This window comes from Erwinia sp. L03-1 (assembly GCF_058686115.1).
Window position 1 is genome coordinate 3,983,966 of sequence record NZ_CM178762.1, and the last position, 18,241, is coordinate 4,002,206.

The following is an 18,241-nucleotide window of genomic DNA, read 5'->3' on the forward strand; positions in this document are numbered from 1 at the left end:
TTAGTTGATATCTATCTTTGTGCCATCCAGGTCGATTTCTTTTTCACCGACTAATTTGAGTTTAGTGCCGCTAATCGTGATGGTGCCATCCTTTTCCAGAACAATCATCGCCTCGCCACAAACCAGTGAAATCTTATCTTCTGCGCTGTAATCAGCGGTGGTACCCGCTGAAAGGTTAATATCTCTGCCGCTATTAACAGAATATTTCATACCTACGTTGTGCATCTGCATGGCGCCGGTATTCGTCATCCAGCCTGCACCTACGTTAAGTACGTAGGCCGCTCCGATATTGGTATTTTGCGCCAGGCCAACATTAAGCATAGATGCGAGGACAATAGTTTCCGTCTTGCCCTGGTCAATCTGCAGCGACTGATTGCCATTAATATTGACCGACTGATTCTGGCCAATACGAATATTTTCGTTCATATCCACTGTTTCCGTACGATTACTGTGCACGGTAATGGTTTCATTGCCATCCACCGTCTCGGTGCGGTTTTGATGAACAGTAATTGTTTCATTTTGATCGACCGTTTCCGTACGGTTTTTCTTAACCTCAGTGGTTTCATTTCCACAAATGGTCTTGGTTCGATTACTGCCAACGAACCTTGTCTCATCATTTTCGATTTCCGTATCCATATTGCGCTCGGCGTGCATCCACACCTGCTCCTCCCCCGCTTTATCCTCGAAGCGCAGGGCGTTGGCGTTGTCCGGCGAGCCATCCTTACTCCGGCTCAAAAAACCCATCTGCGTTGCGGCCGCAGGCAGCGCCCACGGCGGCATGCTCGCTTCGTTGTACACCCGGCCCGTGACGATCGGCCTGTCCGGATCCCCGTTGATAAAGTCGATCACCACCTCGTCGCCCACCCGCGGGATCTGCACCCCGCCGAAGCCCTGTCCCGCCCAGGCGCTGGAGACGCGCACCCAGCAGGAGCTGGTGTCGTCCCCTTTCGCCAGCCGGTCCCAGTGAAATTTCACCTTGATGCGGCCATATTTATCGGTCCAGATCGACTCGCCCTGCGGTCCCACCACCTTCGCGGTCTGCGGGCCGTGGGTGCGCGGCCACGGCGTGCGCGGTTCGGCGCGGAAGGTGATGTCCGACGGAATAACCTGCACCGCAATGCTGTGGGTGGTGCTGCTGTCGTCGCCGCTGGCGTAGCGGTTCTCTTCAAAGGTGTAGATCGCTTCGGTGGTCAGGTATTCGCCGTTGTCGCTGAAGAAGGGCGCGTTCAGCAGGGTGAAGGTGTTACCCGGCGCCAGCCCCAGCGCGGTGCCGCGGGCGGCGATCTGCTGGTGCTCCACCTGCCACCCCTCCTGACGGATGCGGGCGTAGAACTCGCCGTGGTCGTGGTCCACAAAGTGTCCCGGCCAGTCGTAGACGTCTATCTGCCCCGGCGACGGCGAGGCCGGGTTCTGCCGCGCCTGGAACATCCACGCATTTGGCTTGCGGAAGTCGTAGTCGTCGATGCTGTACAGCCCCGGCGTCACCTTATCCTCCAGGCTCCACTGGCTTATCCCCTCCTCACTGGTGCTGCCCCCGGAGGGCGTGACGTGATAGGGAATGGCCCCGTAGCCCGCAAACGGCTGGTGCTGCTGCGCGCTGTCCATCAGCACCAGGGTATGTTTGTCCGCTTCGTGGCGGAAGAAGTAGTAAATGCCCTCCAGCTCCATCAGGCGGCTGATAAAATTAAAGCTGCTCTCCTGATACTGAACGCTGTACTCCCACACCCGGTAGCTGCCGGTCAGCCGGTCCTCGACGTTCACACCGTACTCGCGCAGCAGCGTTTTGATGCTCTCCGGCGCGGTCTGATTCTGGAAGATACGCAGGTTGCGGTCGCGCTTCATCGGCCACAGGTCCGGCTCCATGGTCAGGCGGTAGACCGCGTAGCGGGTGCCGCTCAGCTCGGTGCTGCTGACCGCCATGCGGGTGATTTTGCCATTCAGATAGCGGGTGCCGCCCGTCAGCCCCCGGGTGGGGATGGAGACGGTAAGCGGCTGGCCGAGCAGCGCCTTGCGCTCAATGCGCGCATCGGTGCTCAGCAGCTCCACGGTTATCTCAAAGGCGTGCGAGAGGGCCTCTCTGCCGCTCAGTTTCCAGAACAGCAGGCCCGCGGCGGGCAGCTGGACGGTGATACGATCAAACATAGTGATTTCCCTGACTGGCCGCGCCCGCCAGTGGTGCGCGGGCGCGGTAGTGATTAGCTTTGCGGATCCAGCAGCCATACGCCTGCACGATCGACGCTGATGCGCCGAAAAATCAAAGGAATGTTATCAATGCGTATTCAGGTAGATCCCGCTAATGTATTAGCTCTTACTTCCCAGATATTTGGTTCTCTGTGTATATCCTGAATGTTTACCGGCAGAAAAGGTATTGTGCAGGTCGACATCAGCGCCTCCAGCTTTTTATCCCTTTCAATTCTGCCAGCTTCATTATGCGAAGCATCATTCAGTTCAATAACACATACAATCCGGTTAGTTTTTTTTGAAACCAATACATAATCCATTGCCATTCCATTGAAAATAGAGAAAAACCGCTTGCGTTCCTCTTCTGAAAAACCTGACTGCTCAGGGAAATCAATCAGCTGTCCCAAAGATACCTGGCTATTAATATAGCAATACTGTCCAAACCACTCTTCAAGTTGCTCACGGTAAATGTTCTCCACTTCACTTAACAAGAAACCACTTCTTTTTCGCTTTAAATAAACCCCCTCCCTAAGCATATTCCAAAATAATTCATCCCTGTCCTCCCACCGTGAGTGTCTGAATTTTTTAGGTGGTGTATAGGGCCGGGACAGAGAGGGATATGTTGAAGGGAAATTAGCATTACTATGCACGACGGGTGGTTTTTTTCTTCCCGACTTACGGCCTGTATAAAAACCAACAAGAAAGACGAAAATAAATATTATGAAAAAATCCATACTACCTGATACCTCCTGAAAAAATAAAAAATTAGTTAAAGAATTCATGTTCAGCAATAGTGGGGGGAATATTCAGAGAGTAGTCTCTTGCCCGGGATAATTCATATGGAAAATCCAGTGTTTCTTTTCCGGTTCTTAACAAAAATATCATCTACCCTTATAACCGGCCTCAATTGAGGATGGATAGAGGCAAAGCTGAGTTGTGTGATTGTACCCGCCAATAGTGGAGCAACCACTCAATCCCAGCGGATCCACCCAAACCATCGGGTCAGGCACATAGGCATAAGTATTCAGCCCACCCGCCAACCCAATAGGGTCCAGCTGCGTAAACCGTCCACCCTCAGGATCGTAATACCGGAACAGATTGTAGTGCAGTCCGGTTTCACGGTCCAGATACTGTCCCTGAAAGCGCAGGTTCTGCTGGACTGACTGATACCCTGTGGTGCTTTCCTGCTCCGTTATCCCCCACGTCGAGAAGCGCCCGCGCCACACCACTTCGCCACGATCGTTGGTCATCCGCTCCGGCAGCCCGTTCAGCTCCGTGTGGTACCAGAAAATATCCGACTGTTCACCGAGGGTATCAACCCGGGCAATCGGCTCCCAGCTTCCTTCGCTGTACTGGTACTGCGTGTCACGCTCCGGCGCGGCGCTGCTGCTTTCGCCCACCATCCGCAACCCGGTCCACAGAAAAGTGACGGTTTCCGCAGCCTTATTATGATGGTGGAGGATTTTCTGCGTTCTTCTGCCCAGCGGATCGTAACGATATTCAACGCGGCTGTAGGCTTTATGGCCTGTGAAGCGCACTTCAGCCACGCGATCCTCATCGTCATAGCTGAAGGACTGCTCCACATCCTCATTCACGGGCTTACGCCAGATTAGTCGCCCAAAACCATCGTAGCGCCAGCGTGCCCCTCTCAGCCTCTGGAGCAGGTTCTGCCAGACTGTCTGTCCGGGTCTGTCCGTCTGGTTACCGGCCGCATCCCAGTGAAAATGCTCTTCCCTGAAACGAGACTGGTTGACACAGTGCGGCTTGACCGGGCAACCGCTAGCGCTCAGCTTGATGCCTGGTAAGGTGGTGATTCAGGTGCAACGAGGTAATATGCAGGAATAGCAACTGATAAAATTAGCCGTAAAGATCCAGAGAGGATTTTTACGGCTTTTATTTATGGTGGTTTTCTCAGTGCTTTTCAATGACTAGCTGTATCGAAGAGATTAACATCCAGCCTCATTCAATAACCTGATCGCCATGAAGAAAAATCAGAAACATATATTTCTTTAAATATCAAATTACCAGGTATATTTTCCATGCCATCCCCGATTTCATCATAAGGTGATGGCAATATAAGTGAAAAGCCAAAATCATCGTCAATAATGACTGAGCCATTAAATATACGTTGCTTTTCAGTTGAAGCAATAACCTCTTTCATCGATTGCCCTGTATGTAATATGTTTTTATACTTCCCTTTATATTCTTGATTGCAACCAATTGAGAAGATTAAACCTTCATGATTAGTGGCGATCGTTATAGTTTTATTAATTATATATGCATTCTTTTTACTCCCATCAGGAAGATAGTACTCCTTAACCTCAACTTTAAAAAAGAATACATTTCATCTATAAATGAAGATATATTTTCATTCATACTAATATTACCTAACGAACATCCAGATATTATTTCAGAATTAAAGTTTATCATATTAGAAGCCACCATTTTTTAGCACCCCATCAATATATACTGGAGAGTCTTTAATTAGATCGTAGTTTTTAAATTCACCATTACCGATCCTTCCAAAGAGGGCTACCGTCCAAAGGGCGGTGACCGCACCACGCCGCAGGTGAACATTGCGGGTAAGTGGCTGGCCGAGGCGGGATTTGAGGTGGGCACCGGCGTCAGCCTGAAGGTACTGGACGGCTGTCTGGTGCTGATCCCCTACAGCCGCAAGGAAACGCGACTGCGCCAGGAGCAGGCTCGGCTTGAGCAGCAGCGGCGGGAGATTGAGCAGACCCGGCAACAGGCGCTGGCGCTGCTGGCTCAGGCTGGCGGCTAAAATAAAAGCCGGAAGGATCACCGGGATCGCTTCCGGCTTATTTAACTATAATTCTTTATAGGCTTGTTCTGCATCGATAATTATACTTCCCAACTCAAGGTCAAAGGGCCATTGGTCTGCGATTAAGTGTGCTATCCCAAGTGTCCTTTTATTTTTAGGGGGAATACTATCCGATAATACCTTCTGCAAAGTAATTTCAAATACTTTTATAAACTCACCTATTTGTTGATGTGAGCTTATAGCTAAAACGTTGATATTATTTCCAGCAAGAACTTTGTTCAGTTCATCAATCGCTTTTTTCAACTTAAAAATTGCTTTATCTTTATTATTCATATTTATAAATCTATTAAGTTATTGAGGTCAGAGATGTATTTTTGTATCTGGCCACCCGACAATCCTACTCCTTGAGCTGAGGCTCTACCTTCAAGAATGACCGAACCTGGCGTAACTTTAAATTGAGAAAAATTAGTCATCTGATTCCATTCAGTTTTTACTGCCAGACTTTCTCTTGTCGCAGGGAATGTTTCAAATATATAGCGTCCTCTTGCCTTTGCATTTACCCCATCGAAATATCTTAATCCATATTCTGAATCTGTCGCTTTACGAACCCGAAGGGAATGTATTTCAAAAGATTCTAAAATCTGCTTCCTGAATTTCCGGGGAACACCTTGTTTCTTCAAATAAGCCGAAGCGTCTTTAACGCCCTTATAAGCATCTGAAGAACACCGACTCAACCCCAACGGATCCACCCAGTTCAGCGGGTTCGGCGCATAAGCATAAAGATTCAGCCCACCCGCCAGCCCTATCGGGTCAGGCTGCGTAAAACGTCCACAGTCTGGATCGTAATAACGGAACAGATTGTAGTGAAGCCCTGTCTCCCTGTCCAGATACTGCCCCTGCATCCGCAGGTTCTGCGCAAAGCCCGGTGCTTTCAGTCGCGCTTCACGCAGCAGTTTTCCCCATGCGCCGTTATCACCCTGCCAGCGCGTTTCGCCCTCTTCGTCCGTCAGTTTCTCCGGCGTACCGTTGGGGTGACAGTGAAACCAGTAAATCTCCGGATCGCTGACGCCGTCAATACGCGCCAGCGGTTCGTAACTGGCCTGATCCGCGTAAACGTAGGTCAGCGGGATGTCGTCCTGAATCTCCTGCAGCAGCCGCAGGCCTTCCCAGACAAACCCGGTGGTGCGGGGCTGACCGGCTGGCTCTCCCTGTTTCACCGTCCGGCTGGTCTTGCCGATCCGACGCCCGAGGGGATCGTAACGAAAGCTGACGTACGTCTGGGTGCCGTGCCGCCCTTCCCGTATCACCTCACTGAGCCGGTGCTCGCCGTCATAGCGGTAGCGCCACCGCTCGCCATCGCGGATTTTTTCAACCGTGCGACCGTGGATATCATAGCGGTAGGTCGCGCCGTTAAGGTGGGTGACGCGGTTATGCGACACCCTGTTCGCCCCGGCATCCAGCGGATTCGACGCGGCATCCCAGCGCCACTGCTCGTGGTCCGGCAGGCTTCCGTCCTGTTTCAGCAGCCGGCCTGCAGCATCGTACTGCCACTGACGCCAGGTAAAGGGGTTATCGTCCTGCTCTTCGCGCACGAGGTTATTACGATAGTCATAGTCCCAGCGACGCGACCACTGCCGCGGTGCCGGGCGCTGCTGACCATCGGTAAAGACGTCTCGCTGACGCAGTCGCCCCAGCCGGTCATAGCTGATATGGCTGTTTAGCATGCCCTGGGCGCGACGGGTCTCACGGTGCAGGCTGTCACGCCGGAAGCTGGTGATCGGCAGGTTGTCCAGCGCGATATTCAGCAGGTGCCCGCTGCCGTAGTAGAGATTGCGCAGCCTGCGCCCGTCGGGCAGCGTGGTGCTGGTGCGGTTGCCCAGCGCATCCCACTCATACTCCACCATGCCCTGCTCACCGGTCTCTTTTACCAGCCGCCCCAGCTTATCCCAGGTGAAGTCCAGCGCCTGCTCGGGTTCGTGGGTGACGTTTTCATCATCCAGCGCCGGATGATATGAGGCCTGGAGCAGCTGCCCAGGCTTTGAATAGCTGAAGCGTGTTTCACCGTCCGGGGAACGTCTGCCGGTAACCAGCCCGCGTGGATCGTAACGAAACAGATGGCTAAATGCGTGGGCGGTATCCGCCGCGAAGGTCCGCTCCGCCACGCGGCCACTGGCGTCATAGCCATAGCGTGTAACCACGCCATCCAGCCCGTGCTCTTCAAGCAGCAGGGAATCTGCTCCCCACTTAAAACCGTAGCGTTCACCATTTTCATTAATCAGACCGATCAGGCGACTGCGGGCATCATATTCACGACCCACTTCATCACCCTGCGGGTTGCGTGTGGCAATCAGCCTGCCTGCATCATCATAGCGGAACTGGCTTTCGCGGCCATCTGCCGCCTGATGCGCGATGGGTAAACCCCGTTTGCTCCAGCGCAGCTTCTCTTCCCACCCCTCCGCGCGCTGGAGTGCTAAGGGACGACCGGCGGCATCATATTGATAATGCGTTTCTTCACCGTCTGCGGCGATCTCCGTCATCAGCCAGCCTAGCGGGTGCCAGAGATAGCGCGTGGTAAAACCGGAGCAGTCCATTACCGATATAACCTGACCGGCAGCATTGTAGGCATACTGATTCACACCGCCGAGCGCATCGGTGCGACGGATAACCTGGCCGTAATCATCCCGTTCCAGCTGTTCGCTCAGTCCTTCTGCAGAAAATACCTTTGCCAGACCGTAGCGTTCATCGTAAATAAAACGCGTACCTGAACCGTCGGCCTCAATAATGCCCGTCGGCAGCGCACGCGTCTCCAGCCACTGCGTGGTGCGAACGTTACCGATCGCGTCCTGTTCTTCGACCCGATTACCCGCCTCGTCATAGCGAAACTTCACCTCATTGCCGAGGGGATCCACCGTGCGAGTCAGCTGCTGATTTTTATCCCAGTCGAAGCGCCAGCTTTCCCCCCTTTCATCAATGTAGCGGGTAACCAGCGCCTGTTCGTTCCAGTAGTGCCGGTGCTCGCGACCGTCAGCGTGAACCACCGAGGTCAGGCCCGCCTCAAGGTCATAGGTCATGACGCTGCTGTCGCCGGTGCTGGTTCGCGTTGCCACTACCCGCCAGTCGTCAAAGTACTGCCAGCGATATTCACTGAGCATACCGCCAGGCAGGCGATGCGCGCTCATCAGCCCCTGTTCGTTATAGCTGAACTCTCGCGCAATAACCCCGGCGGCATCGGTCACCGTGGCCAGCTGGCCTGAGTCCGCATAGGTGTAGGTCATCAGCTGCCAGCTTTGTCTGCCGTCAAAATGGCACAGTGATGTGACCCGCTGAGCAAAACGGATATCGTCGTAGTGAACATGAAGGTCGACAGCCCCGGGTACGTCATAAATACGGTTCAGACGGCCCTCTGCGTCATAATCCATTTCCAGCATATTGCCGTACTCATCGCTGAGCGAGGCCAGCAGCAACAGCTGTGGGTTGGCACGCAGCGGACGATAGAGTCGCCAGACGCTTCCGTCATCATCCGCTATCGCCAGCTCCCCGCCCGGCCCCTGACGGATGATCAACCCATCGGTGGGGCTGTAGAGCGGCTCATTTTCAGGGGGTAAGGAAAAACGTAATTCACGACCAAATTCATCCCACCACAGGCCGTCGCTGCCATTTACCTCAAGCCGGGTATCGAAAATCGTTGTCCAGCCGCGTCCGAACAGGCCTTCGAGTCCCGAGCGACTGTTGTAGTTACGCTGCCAGTGCAGGGGAAAGCGTCCTGGCAGCGTGAAATCCAGGTCGGTCTGGTCATTAAGCACCTTTGCGCCTGTCGCAGCATGGACCGGATTTGAGGAGGAAAAAACGGCATTGATCAACATATCAGCCGCCATACCACCAATCGCATTGGCAACGACACAGGGCATACTGCGTATGACTTCTCCGGGCCGCCCTCTCAGCAGGGGAAGTAACATCATAACCAGCGCCAGCCCGGGCGTTTTGCCACTTTTTATCTCACGGACAATGACGCTTTCCCCACCGATAATCACATCTGGCGAGACGTTGTCTGCCACCGTTGCTTCGCAGGTTGAACGATCCCCCGCCCGGATGGCAGGCTGCCCGTTAATCAGCACCGACGAGGATCCTTCTGCCAGAAACTGTGGGCCAGCGTGTTTATCACAGCCGATGGTGTCCTGCTGAGTGGGATCGGCATTGGCAACGGGCCCGGCGACCGTGGGTTGCCAGAGGGAGTGAGCGATCTGTCCTGCGCTCCCTAACAGTTCCCGGCCATAATCCATAAAGCTCATTGGAGACTGGCTTTCGGGTACGACCGAAGCGGGCGGAAGCAGCTTCGCGGCGGCTCGGGCAGCCAGTTTTTTATTGGTCAGAACATTTTCGGAACCGCTGGTGATTTTGCCGCTGACCGAAGGGGGGAACAGGAAATCCCCCATGCCGCTGGCGAACTGGGCGATCTTATCGGAGACCCCCGTCACATTTGCCAGCGCGCCGCCAATAATCCCGGTTAGCACGCAGCTTGAGCCCACCGCCGCTACCGCAGTGCTCACAGCCGCCACGCCAGCCAGTGGGGCCGCGGCCACGAGGGCGGCCCCAACGGCAAAACCAATGGCCGCGAAGGCAGCGCCTTCCACCACAATGCTGGTGATATCCGCAAAGATGCTGGAGTGGATGAGATCATCCCCTATCCGGGCAGCAGATTTATTACTCATAACTCAGGCATCCTGTCCTGGAGGGGTAAGTGACAGGGTATTTTTCAGCGTATTCCAGCGGATATCATCCTCTGCTGTAAAAGGCCGCAGCGCAGAGTAGGTGAAGACCATCAGCGTATTATTGTTCTTTGCCTGGAGGGCGAGCTGGTGCTGGTAAAGTTGCTGGCCATTGCGTTCAAAGTGGCTGGTCACCTCCACGCCGCGAATATTTCCCTCGCTCCCCACGCTAACCCGGCGAAAGTCAGACTGCACCAGACTGGTCATCTGCGCGCGCATACGATCCCACTGCTGATGGAATTCCCTTTCAAAATCGCTTTCGTCAGGAACGGGCCCACGGCTGACGATCACAGAGATGCCATTTGCCTCATCCCGCAGCACGTTCATACTGTTGTCCAGCCAGTCGCTGGCATGCAGCGAGAAAGATCCTTCATTCAGATGATATTGCATAGGTATTGTCCGCTTTAAAAATAATGAGGGTGCGCAATAAATATTTATTGCGCTTTTATTGCCAACGGTTATCAGTTAATAAATAGTCTTTGGTCTGCTATCCACGCACCTTTTTATTAAACCTGAACTTTACTGCCCTGGCTTACGCGTATATCTGGCGTGTGAAAAGAAACCGGAGAGGTAATATTATCCTGCGTAAAAATAGCACCACTTACTTTATTATCATGCTGGGTGTTTTTCCTTTCCAGCGCCATGACGCTATTGTCTTTTTCCTTTATTGCGAGGCAGGAGAGGCAATTACAGGGGCTAGAAATTTACCACATTTATTCATTATGGTGATAATTAAGCTGGGAGTGACTATCTTTCGTGACTTCCCCTAATTGCTTTCATGCAGTTTTAGCGCGTAGCTGACAGGGGCGACAGCATTCTCCTGCTGAGGTGCCTTAATAAGCTTCCATATCATGCTTTTTTTAAGGTAAAGATGAGCTTTGACCACTTCGGAGGAAAAAAGCATTTTTATTTTATAATTACCTTCAAGTAATCATTTATGTTATTGGGGAAAAATATAACATCGATAATTGCAGGCGCATATTGAAATATACTTTACTTTAGTAAAAATGGGTGCCACTATCCCATCGCGTTTCACTCACATTTATTAAAGGGCTAGAATGGATTCATCACAATCAGAACCAGAGCATATGTCTTATTTATGATAAGTCAATGAAAGCTTAATATGTGCCGGGTAAAAACCTCTTCTTACCCAAAATTCACTACTCTCCGTTTTCTATGCTTCGTGAATCGATTTCATATCATTTCCCACCGGATAACATGTCCAACGCACGACTTTGTTCACTAACATATCTTCCCGCCAAATCTGCCTTACCATTGGCATCCAGGGAAGATAAATTATTTACATAGTCAGTTCTGTTTTTATAGGGTTGAGAAATAAATTTCTGATCAAAGTCGCGACTATCCACGTTTGTTTTCGACTTTATATCGTTAATAGTGTCTGCCAGGATCTTTGGCGCCCCACCATGCTGTACCGAAGTTGACCATACTGCATCCTGAACTGCGGCACTCCTTGATGATAAATCAACCCCTGTTGTTTTTAGTACCTTAGCTAAAGCTGGATATTCAGGGTCAGCGTTGATAATAAGGCGCCATTCGCCGCCAAATTCTGGCCCTCCCAGCTACCAGAAAATGGCCCCTCAGCACTGGCATAGAGACTGGCTAAGCCGGACAGCAGGGGCAGAGTGGAAAAACCAGTTTTATTTTATGATGACTTTTGAGCAATCAGTGATGTTATGGGGGAAAAGGTAGCATCGATCATTGCTGGCGTTCTTTGAAATTTTATTTATAAATTACTAGTCTATTTAGAGTCAAATATCACTCTTTTAAGGCAGTCAGGCTTCGCTTCAGAAAAGCTAAAAGTTACAAATAACCCCTTTTCATCAGGATTAGATGAAAAACTTGTCGTTTCTTCCAGAGAACGGCCAGTTGGCATGCCTGATAATACTAATCCCTTATACTTTTTATGCACATCTTCTCTGGATATGCATTTTCCCGAGACCTCAAAAGAGAGAAAAGCAGGTGTAGGCGCTGTATCTTTACTGACTCTGAGATCTACGCTATCAATTTTTATCCCATCTTGTAGGGGAAAACCCCCGCCGATGAAAAAACGCGTATGTGCCGTCTCATGTTCAAGTAATAAGGGATTACTGAAGGAACGCATTATCTCATCCTGAGTTTTAATTAAGTTAACCTTCATGTTATCAACAAATGTCCAAAAATTGACATGTTTCATATTCCCTCCCCAGGCCACATTAACGAATGAAATACATAAAAACGCTGCATAAACCATCTTACTTTGACGGATAATTCTTATCATACCACCCTCCATAATAGTCCTCATAACTTTCTTTGGTTGTGGATGTCACTTCCCCTTTCCCAAAAATTCTTCCAATCTTCTCTTCTGCCGTAACTCTGCTGATGGTCTTATCCGATAACTGATCATAGATTTCATTGTAGCTTGCCTGATTAGAAGTGTTTCCTGCTATGCCAATGTCATTACCTCCGTTCTTCAGAATTTCCCTTTGTACTTCGATGTTCTTTAATGTGGCCGCTCCTTCGTCACTCAATGCACTATTTAAGTAAGCATCTCGCGAAGAGAGATCGGTTCGGGGAGTATAAAGTGCATGACCTGTTTCATGAGACAATGACTGCACAACATTTTCAGGATTTGAAATTTTATTGCTGTCGATCTTGATAACTTTATTATTTCTATCGGCGAATGTTCCCTTACCGGCAGCACCTTCTTTTATTGACCATTTCTGTTTATCAAGCGTCTCAAGATCTTTGCTGAGAGTTGGAGATTTATTGACCAGATTGTCTACGTCTTTGCCAAAAGGGGTCAACATCGTTTCAGGCGTTTTAGTTGCACCCTGATGCTCTTGTGCCGGATTTGGAGACGGCGCTACCGCCTCACTCCCCTTTTTTGCCGGGAACTGCGCCTCCACCGCGCTTTTGATATACCCTTTGTGTCCAGCGCCGGGTGCCACAGTGGCTGCTCCCGTGCCGTCATTCAGGTTCAGCTTGCCGCCGCTGGTGTTGATATAGCCCGAACCATTAACAAAGATATTGAATCCTTTCCCGATCATATTGATCTGCCCCGCCGCCGTCAGCTCAATAGCGCTCTCACCGCATTCTAAGCGTAACTTAGTCCCTGACGCCAGAACGTATTCTTCCACCACCGCATCTTCTTTTTTGCTCCCGGTCAGAAGGGTTTCATTCACTTTTACGCTATGCGTCCGGTTCGCTTCCACCCGGTGCGATTCATCCCGCCCCACATAGTGAGAGTGATTCTGCCCCACGCTATGAGAAGCATCGTTCTTCACCTGGGTATCCATATTCTTCTGCGCCTGGATCCACACCTGCTCCTCCCCCGCTTTATCCTCGAAGCGCAGGGCGTTGGCGTTGTCCGGCGAGCCATCCTTACTCCGGCTCAAAAAACCCATCTGCGTCGCAGCCGCAGGCAGCGCCCACGGCGGCATGCTCGCTTCGTTGTACACCCGGCCCGTGACAATCGGCCTGTCCGGATCCCCGTTGATAAAGTCGATCACCACCTCGTCGCCCACCCGCGGGATCTGCACCCCGCCGAAGCCCTGTCCCGCCCAGGCGCTGGAGACGCGCACCCAGCAGGAGCTGGTGTCGTCCCCTTTCGCCAGCCGGTCCCAGTGGAATTTCACCTTGATGCGGCCATATTTATCGGTCCAGATCGACTCGCCCTGCGGCCCCACCACCTTCGCGGTCTGCGGGCCATGGGTGCGCGGCCACGGCGTGCGCGGTTCGGCGCGGAAGGTGATGTCCGACGGGATCACCTGCACCGCAATGCTGTGGGTGGTGCTGCTGTCGTCGCCGCTGGCGTAGCGGTTCTCTTCAAAGGTGTAGATCGCTTCGGTGGTCAGGTATTCGCCGTTGTCGCTGAAGAAGGGCGCGTTCAGCAGGGTGAAGGTGTTGCCCGGCGCCAGCCCCAGCGCGGTGCCGCAGGCGGCGATCTGCTGGTGCTCCACCTGCCACCCCTCCTGACGGATGCGGGCGTAGAACTCGCCGTGGTCGTGGTCCACAAAGTGTCCCGGCCAGTCGTAGACGTCTATCTGCCCCGGCGACGGCGAGGCCGGGTTCTGCCGCGCCTGGAACATCCACGCGTTTGGCTTGCGGAAGTCGTAGTCGTCGATGCTGTACAGCCCCGGCGTCACCTTATCCTCCAGGCTCCACTGGCTGATCCCCTCCTCACTGGTGCTGCCCCCGGAGGGCGTGACGTGATAGGGAATGGCCCCGTAGCCCGCAAACGGCTGGTGCTGCTGCGCGCTGTCCATCAGCACCAGGGTATGTTTGTCCGCTTCGTGGCGGAAGAAGTAGTAAATGCCCTCCAGCTCCATCAGGCGGCTGATAAAATTAAAGCTGCTCTCCTGATACTGAACGCTGTACTCCCACACCCGGTAGCTGCCGGTCAGCCGGTCCTCGACGTTCACACCGTACTCGCGCAGCAGCGTTTTGATGCTCTCCGGCGCGGTCTGGTTCTGGAAGATACGCAGGTTGCGGTCGCGCTTCATCGGCCACAGGTCCGGCTCCATGGTCAGGCGGTAGACCGCGTAGCGGGTGCCGCTCAGCTCGGTGCTGCTGACCGCCATGCGGGTGATTTTGCCATTCAGATAGCGGGTGCCGCCCGTCAGCCCCCGGGTGGGGATGGAGACGGTAAGCGGCTGGCCGAGCAGCGCCTTGCGCTCAATGCGCGCATCGGTGCTCAGCAGCTCCACGGTTATCTCAAAGGCGTGCGAGAGAGCTTCTCTGCCGCTCAGTTTCCAGAACAGCAGGCCCGCGACGGGCAGCTGTACGGTGATACGATCAAACATAGTGATTTCCCTGACTGGCCACGCCCGCCAGTGGTGCGCGGGCGCGGTAGTGATTAGCTTTGCGGATCCAGCAGCCATACGCCTGCACGATCGACGCTGATGCGCCGAAAAATCAAAGGAATGTTATCAATGCGTATTCAGGTAGATCCCGCTAATGTATTAGCTCTTACTTCCCAGATATTTGGTTCTCTGTGTATATCCCGAATGTTTACCGGCATAAAAGGTATTGTGCAGGTCGACATCAGCGCCTCCAGCTTTTTATCCCTTTCAATTCTGCCAGCTTCATTATGCGAAGCATCATTCAGTTCAATAACACATACAATCCGGTTAGTTTTTTTTGAAACCAATACATAATCCATTGCCATTCCATTGAAAATAGAGAAAAACCGCTTGCGTTCCTCTTCTGAAAAACCTGACTGCTCAGGGAAATCAATCAGCTGTCCCAAAGATACCTGGCTATTAATATAGCAATACTGTCCAAACCACTCTTCAAGTTGCTCACGGTAAATGTTCTCCACTTCACTTAACAAGAAACCACTTCTTTTTCGCTTTAAATAAACCCCCTCCCTAAGCATATTCCAAAATAATTCATCCCTGTCCTCCCACCGTGAGCGTCTGAATTTTTTAGGTGGTGTATAGGGCCGGGACAGAGGGGGATATGTTGAAGGGAAATTAGCATTACTATGCACGACGGGTGGTTTTTTTCTTCCCGACTTACGGCCTGTATAAAAACCAACAAGAAAGACGAAAATAAATATTATGAAAAAATCCATACTACCTGATACCTCCTGAAAAAAATAAAAAATTAGTTAAAGAATTCATGTTCAGCAATAGTGGGGGGAATATTCAGAGAGTAGTCTCTTGCCCGGGATAATTCATATGGAAAATCCAGTGTTTCTTTTCCGGTTCTTAACAAAAATATCATCTACCCTTATAGCCGGCCTCAATTGAAGATGGTTAGAGGCAAAGCTGGCTTGTGGACTACGTTAACCATCACCAGAAGAAACCAACCAGCGGCTAATGAGTAGAAATTCACGCTGGGTATGGGTAACGGGATATAATAGTTAGTTGATAAGGGAAAGAGTAATTTATAGGGAAAATTTACTGGCTGATTAAATACCGATAAATAATAAATTGCTCAGATGGCTGTGGCTGTGGCTGTGGCTGTGGCCATGTTATAGGCACCAAACAGAATTGCGCTGTTGAGGATGCAAGGCGGCATCCACAGCGTTGCGAAATGTCATAATCAATTTCACGGAAAGATTTTTATTAAAAAGTCAAATTTACTCATTAATACCACAAAGTATGAATTTTGAAATAAATATTTAATCATTACTCTTAATCCTTCACAGTATAATAAAATTGATATTTATTTTAAACAGCCATTTAATTCTTCAAATAAATAACTGGGGTTATGTAAATGCTTTTACTCAATGCAAGAATGCTTTGCACGACTCGAAACTAACGCTTTTAACTAAACACTCACGATAATATTACAGAGATGATGATTATTATTAATACTAACCTGATACAATACCCCTGGTATAATTTTTTTAAAAAGATCCCAGCCTTTTACCCTACCTACCCATCCGCCCTCTTTTAAAAAATACACGCTTTCATATTGATTAAGATCAAGCATATTACCACTACTGGATTAATAGAATTCTTCGATAGTTTTGCCACGAAAACCCCTTAATAAATATAAATTTGACATCTTATCAAAAAGTGAATTTAGAAATTCAACTATAAGATCAGACTCATCAACTAAACGGGGGCTTTTTACATTAATATAATTGAATCCACCGAAATCATTAGACATATAACATGAAGAGGCATGCTACATCCGCGCAGCTTCCTGCTCAGGATACACTCTAAAAGCAAAAGTCTAAGTGTTTATTTTTTGTATAATTTAGTAAGTGATATTCTTATCATATCGTGATCGCCAGAATGAACATCATTTTTTATTATCTTATAATATCCTGCATTACTAATAGGAATGTTAGATCCGATAAAGACTTTCTCACTTGGTAAAAACGTAGTTTTTGAGTCTATATTCTTGGTGTTATATACCGTCACTTCCTAACTCATATATGTCCCTTAGGTGCCTGGGGTTAAGTTATCTAACGCTGACGTAATATCTCGCGCATTGTATAGATATTCAAGAAAAATAACATCCCCTTTCTTCTTCATTGGTAATTTACTCATTGCAGTATAATCACGGCTAGTAAGTGTTGGGATTTTTTTACCCACATCTTTTTAGATGTCAATTTTAGACTATGAACTCTGACATTCAGATCAATAGCCATAATATCAGATCGCCGTCCGAACATACCCTTTCCATTAGCAAATGGCATATAAGATATTTCAATTCAGCCCTTTGGACTTACCACAAATAAAATGCTTATCAGCTATAATTTCCGAGAGGGATCGTGACCAGTGGTTCTATCCTTTTTGTACTTACCGAATATAACCCCCCCCCTTAACCTAACATATTGGGCATGCAGCTAACTCGTATGGGTCCGCCAATTTCATCGGGTTGTTAACGTAATTATAAGTGTTAAACTCTACCCAACCAGAATGAAAAGTATTATCTGACTGGCGCTATGCATAGTGGCACCGTTAGGGTCAACTGCTCGCGATAAATTAGTAAGAGTTTAGCATTATATATATAATGCCTTTATAGCATATGAAAGCGACATAATTGCGGACAAAAAGTATCACGCTCACGATCGGTAAAAAATCATTCACAGGGGTCGTGCAATGCTGTGTTAGCTGAAATAAGCCAAAAATCAGAGGGAATCACCAGCAGTTTTACACGCTTTGGGGCAATTTTGTTGAACGCCTCCGGCAGTTATTATACGTAACAGTTACTCGGAAACATCATTGCTGTTCCATGTACCAAATGCATAAAAAAAATCACCACCCACGGGCACGTTCACCCCCTTTCCTCACGGTCATCATGATGTGGCTAAGTGTTTCGATATTAGGCACAGCTATTAAGCCGTAGACTGCTCTACAGTTATGAGATGGCCCCCTACTCTTAACTATGCCGATGCCAAATTTTTGGATACGTTGGTCCAGAAAATTATTTTCTCACTTATCTTTCACCTATATGCCGCCGCAAAAGCCACAGCATATTTGATTGCTTTATTAATTAAAACCCTTACTTCAAACTAATTGGGTTGAATACCGCCAGTATATTTTCATCTCTATTGAATCCACATGGCAAACAACCTTTTTTATATATTTTAAAAATTTCTTCCAGCACAGAGTTATCCTCAAGTCCGTACAGGTACCTCTGAGTAGCTACCATATTTAACATATAAATAGCCTCATCACTCACATCATTCACAAAATCATCATAAAATTTGTTTTCAGACAACCCATTTTTTTTACGAAGTAAAAACGCTTTACGTTTGCGTATATTTTCTTTAAGTGCATCGCCTTTCAAGCCCTTAGAGTTAGCAAGAATATCTTTCTGAGAATTATTATAATCTTTATCAAGCATTATATTAGATACTAATGCAGAAAAAAAGTCATTCCAACATGCATAAGGTGCGGGTAAGTTCTGCTCAAAAAGCAATCTTTTAGCTTCACTGGGATCAATGATTAAATCAAAAGCTCCCATTGATTCACCCGTACCTGATAAAAAACTAGCATCATTGATAAAGACGATTGGTTCCATGTAGAAATCTTTTTGAATATTCATA

14 protein-coding genes are annotated in these 18,241 nt (G+C 49.5%); 2 read left to right on the top strand and 12 right to left on the bottom strand.

Translation table 11 applies throughout. The annotated features are described in order from the left end of the window. From AC4PCC_RS18250 to AC4PCC_RS18260, 3 genes are all read right to left on the bottom strand, one after another. Nucleotides 1–2,142: a type VI secretion system Vgr family protein gene (locus AC4PCC_RS18250; RefSeq protein ID WP_492125465.1), complete on the bottom strand. Its 2,142-nt coding sequence runs from the start codon at nt 2,140–2,142 to the stop codon at nt 1–3. Nucleotides 2,143–2,279: 137 nt separating this feature from the next. Further along, nucleotides 2,280–2,915 carry a DUF2726 domain-containing protein gene (locus AC4PCC_RS18255; RefSeq protein ID WP_492125466.1) on the bottom strand — a complete coding sequence of 212 codons (636 nt, stop codon included), beginning with the start codon at nt 2,913–2,915 and terminating at the stop codon, nt 2,280–2,282. Nucleotides 2,916–3,062: 147 nt separating this feature from the next. After that, on the bottom strand, nt 3,063–3,977 hold the full coding sequence (locus AC4PCC_RS18260; protein WP_492127565.1) for an RHS repeat domain-containing protein: 915 nt from the start codon (nt 3,975–3,977) through the stop codon (nt 3,063–3,065). Here AC4PCC_RS18260 and AC4PCC_RS18265 point away from each other — a divergent pair. Then, complete coding sequence (locus tag AC4PCC_RS18265; protein WP_231877699.1) at nt 3,946–4,026, top strand: hypothetical protein; 81 nt, start codon at nt 3,946–3,948, stop codon at nt 4,024–4,026. The two genes, AC4PCC_RS18260 and AC4PCC_RS18265, sit on opposite strands and share 32 nt — an antisense overlap. Before the next feature lie 118 nt (nt 4,027–4,144). Here AC4PCC_RS18265 and AC4PCC_RS18270 read toward each other — a convergent pair whose 3' ends face one another. Next, entirely contained in the window at nt 4,145–4,342 is a 198-nt protein-coding gene (locus tag AC4PCC_RS18270; protein ID WP_492125467.1) for a hypothetical protein, read from the bottom strand. 327 nt (nt 4,343–4,669) lie between these two features. Here AC4PCC_RS18270 and AC4PCC_RS18275 point away from each other — a divergent pair, with 327 nt between their 5' ends. Continuing rightward, the gene (locus AC4PCC_RS18275) at nt 4,670–4,963 is read left to right on the top strand and encodes a SymE family type I addiction module toxin (RefSeq protein WP_082804232.1); all 294 of its coding nucleotides are present in this window, start codon (nt 4,670–4,672) and stop codon (nt 4,961–4,963) included. 45 nt (nt 4,964–5,008) lie between these two features. On the opposite strand, the gene AC4PCC_RS18280 is transcribed toward AC4PCC_RS18275, so the two are convergent. From AC4PCC_RS18280 to AC4PCC_RS18315, 8 genes are all read right to left on the bottom strand, one after another. Beyond that, on the bottom strand, nt 5,009–5,296 hold the full coding sequence (locus AC4PCC_RS18280; protein ID WP_067710481.1) for a hypothetical protein: 288 nt from the start codon (nt 5,294–5,296) through the stop codon (nt 5,009–5,011). A gap of 2 nt (nt 5,297–5,298) precedes the next feature. Further along, the gene (locus AC4PCC_RS18285) at nt 5,299–9,672 is read right to left on the bottom strand and encodes an RHS repeat-associated core domain-containing protein (protein WP_492125468.1); all 4,374 of its coding nucleotides are present in this window, start codon (nt 9,670–9,672) and stop codon (nt 5,299–5,301) included. Between the two features lie 3 nt (nt 9,673–9,675). After that, nucleotides 9,676–10,119, bottom strand: coding sequence for a DcrB-related protein (locus AC4PCC_RS18290; RefSeq protein ID WP_067710485.1), 444 nt, complete (start codon nt 10,117–10,119; stop codon nt 9,676–9,678). A gap of 809 nt (nt 10,120–10,928) precedes the next feature. Then, nucleotides 10,929–11,309: a VgrG-related protein gene (locus AC4PCC_RS18295; RefSeq protein WP_492127566.1), complete on the bottom strand. Its 381-nt coding sequence runs from the start codon at nt 11,307–11,309 to the stop codon at nt 10,929–10,931. Nucleotides 11,310–11,488: 179 nt separating this feature from the next. Then, a complete protein-coding gene (locus tag AC4PCC_RS18300; RefSeq protein ID WP_492125469.1) occupies nt 11,489–12,007 on the bottom strand; it encodes a hypothetical protein in 519 nt (172 codons plus the stop codon). Next, complete coding sequence (locus AC4PCC_RS18305) at nt 11,982–14,531, bottom strand: type VI secretion system Vgr family protein (RefSeq protein ID WP_492125470.1); 2,550 nt, start codon at nt 14,529–14,531, stop codon at nt 11,982–11,984. The genes AC4PCC_RS18300 and AC4PCC_RS18305 overlap by 26 nt, the downstream gene beginning before the upstream one ends. A 137-nt stretch (nt 14,532–14,668) precedes the next feature. Continuing rightward, nucleotides 14,669–15,304, bottom strand: a complete 636-nt coding sequence (locus AC4PCC_RS18310) for a DUF2726 domain-containing protein (protein WP_492125471.1) — start codon at nt 15,302–15,304, stop codon at nt 14,669–14,671. Nucleotides 15,305–17,694: 2,390 nt separating this feature from the next. After that, nucleotides 17,695–18,240, bottom strand: a complete 546-nt coding sequence (locus AC4PCC_RS18315; RefSeq protein WP_492125472.1) for a hypothetical protein — start codon at nt 18,238–18,240, stop codon at nt 17,695–17,697. Nucleotide 18,241 lies beyond the last annotated feature (1 nt).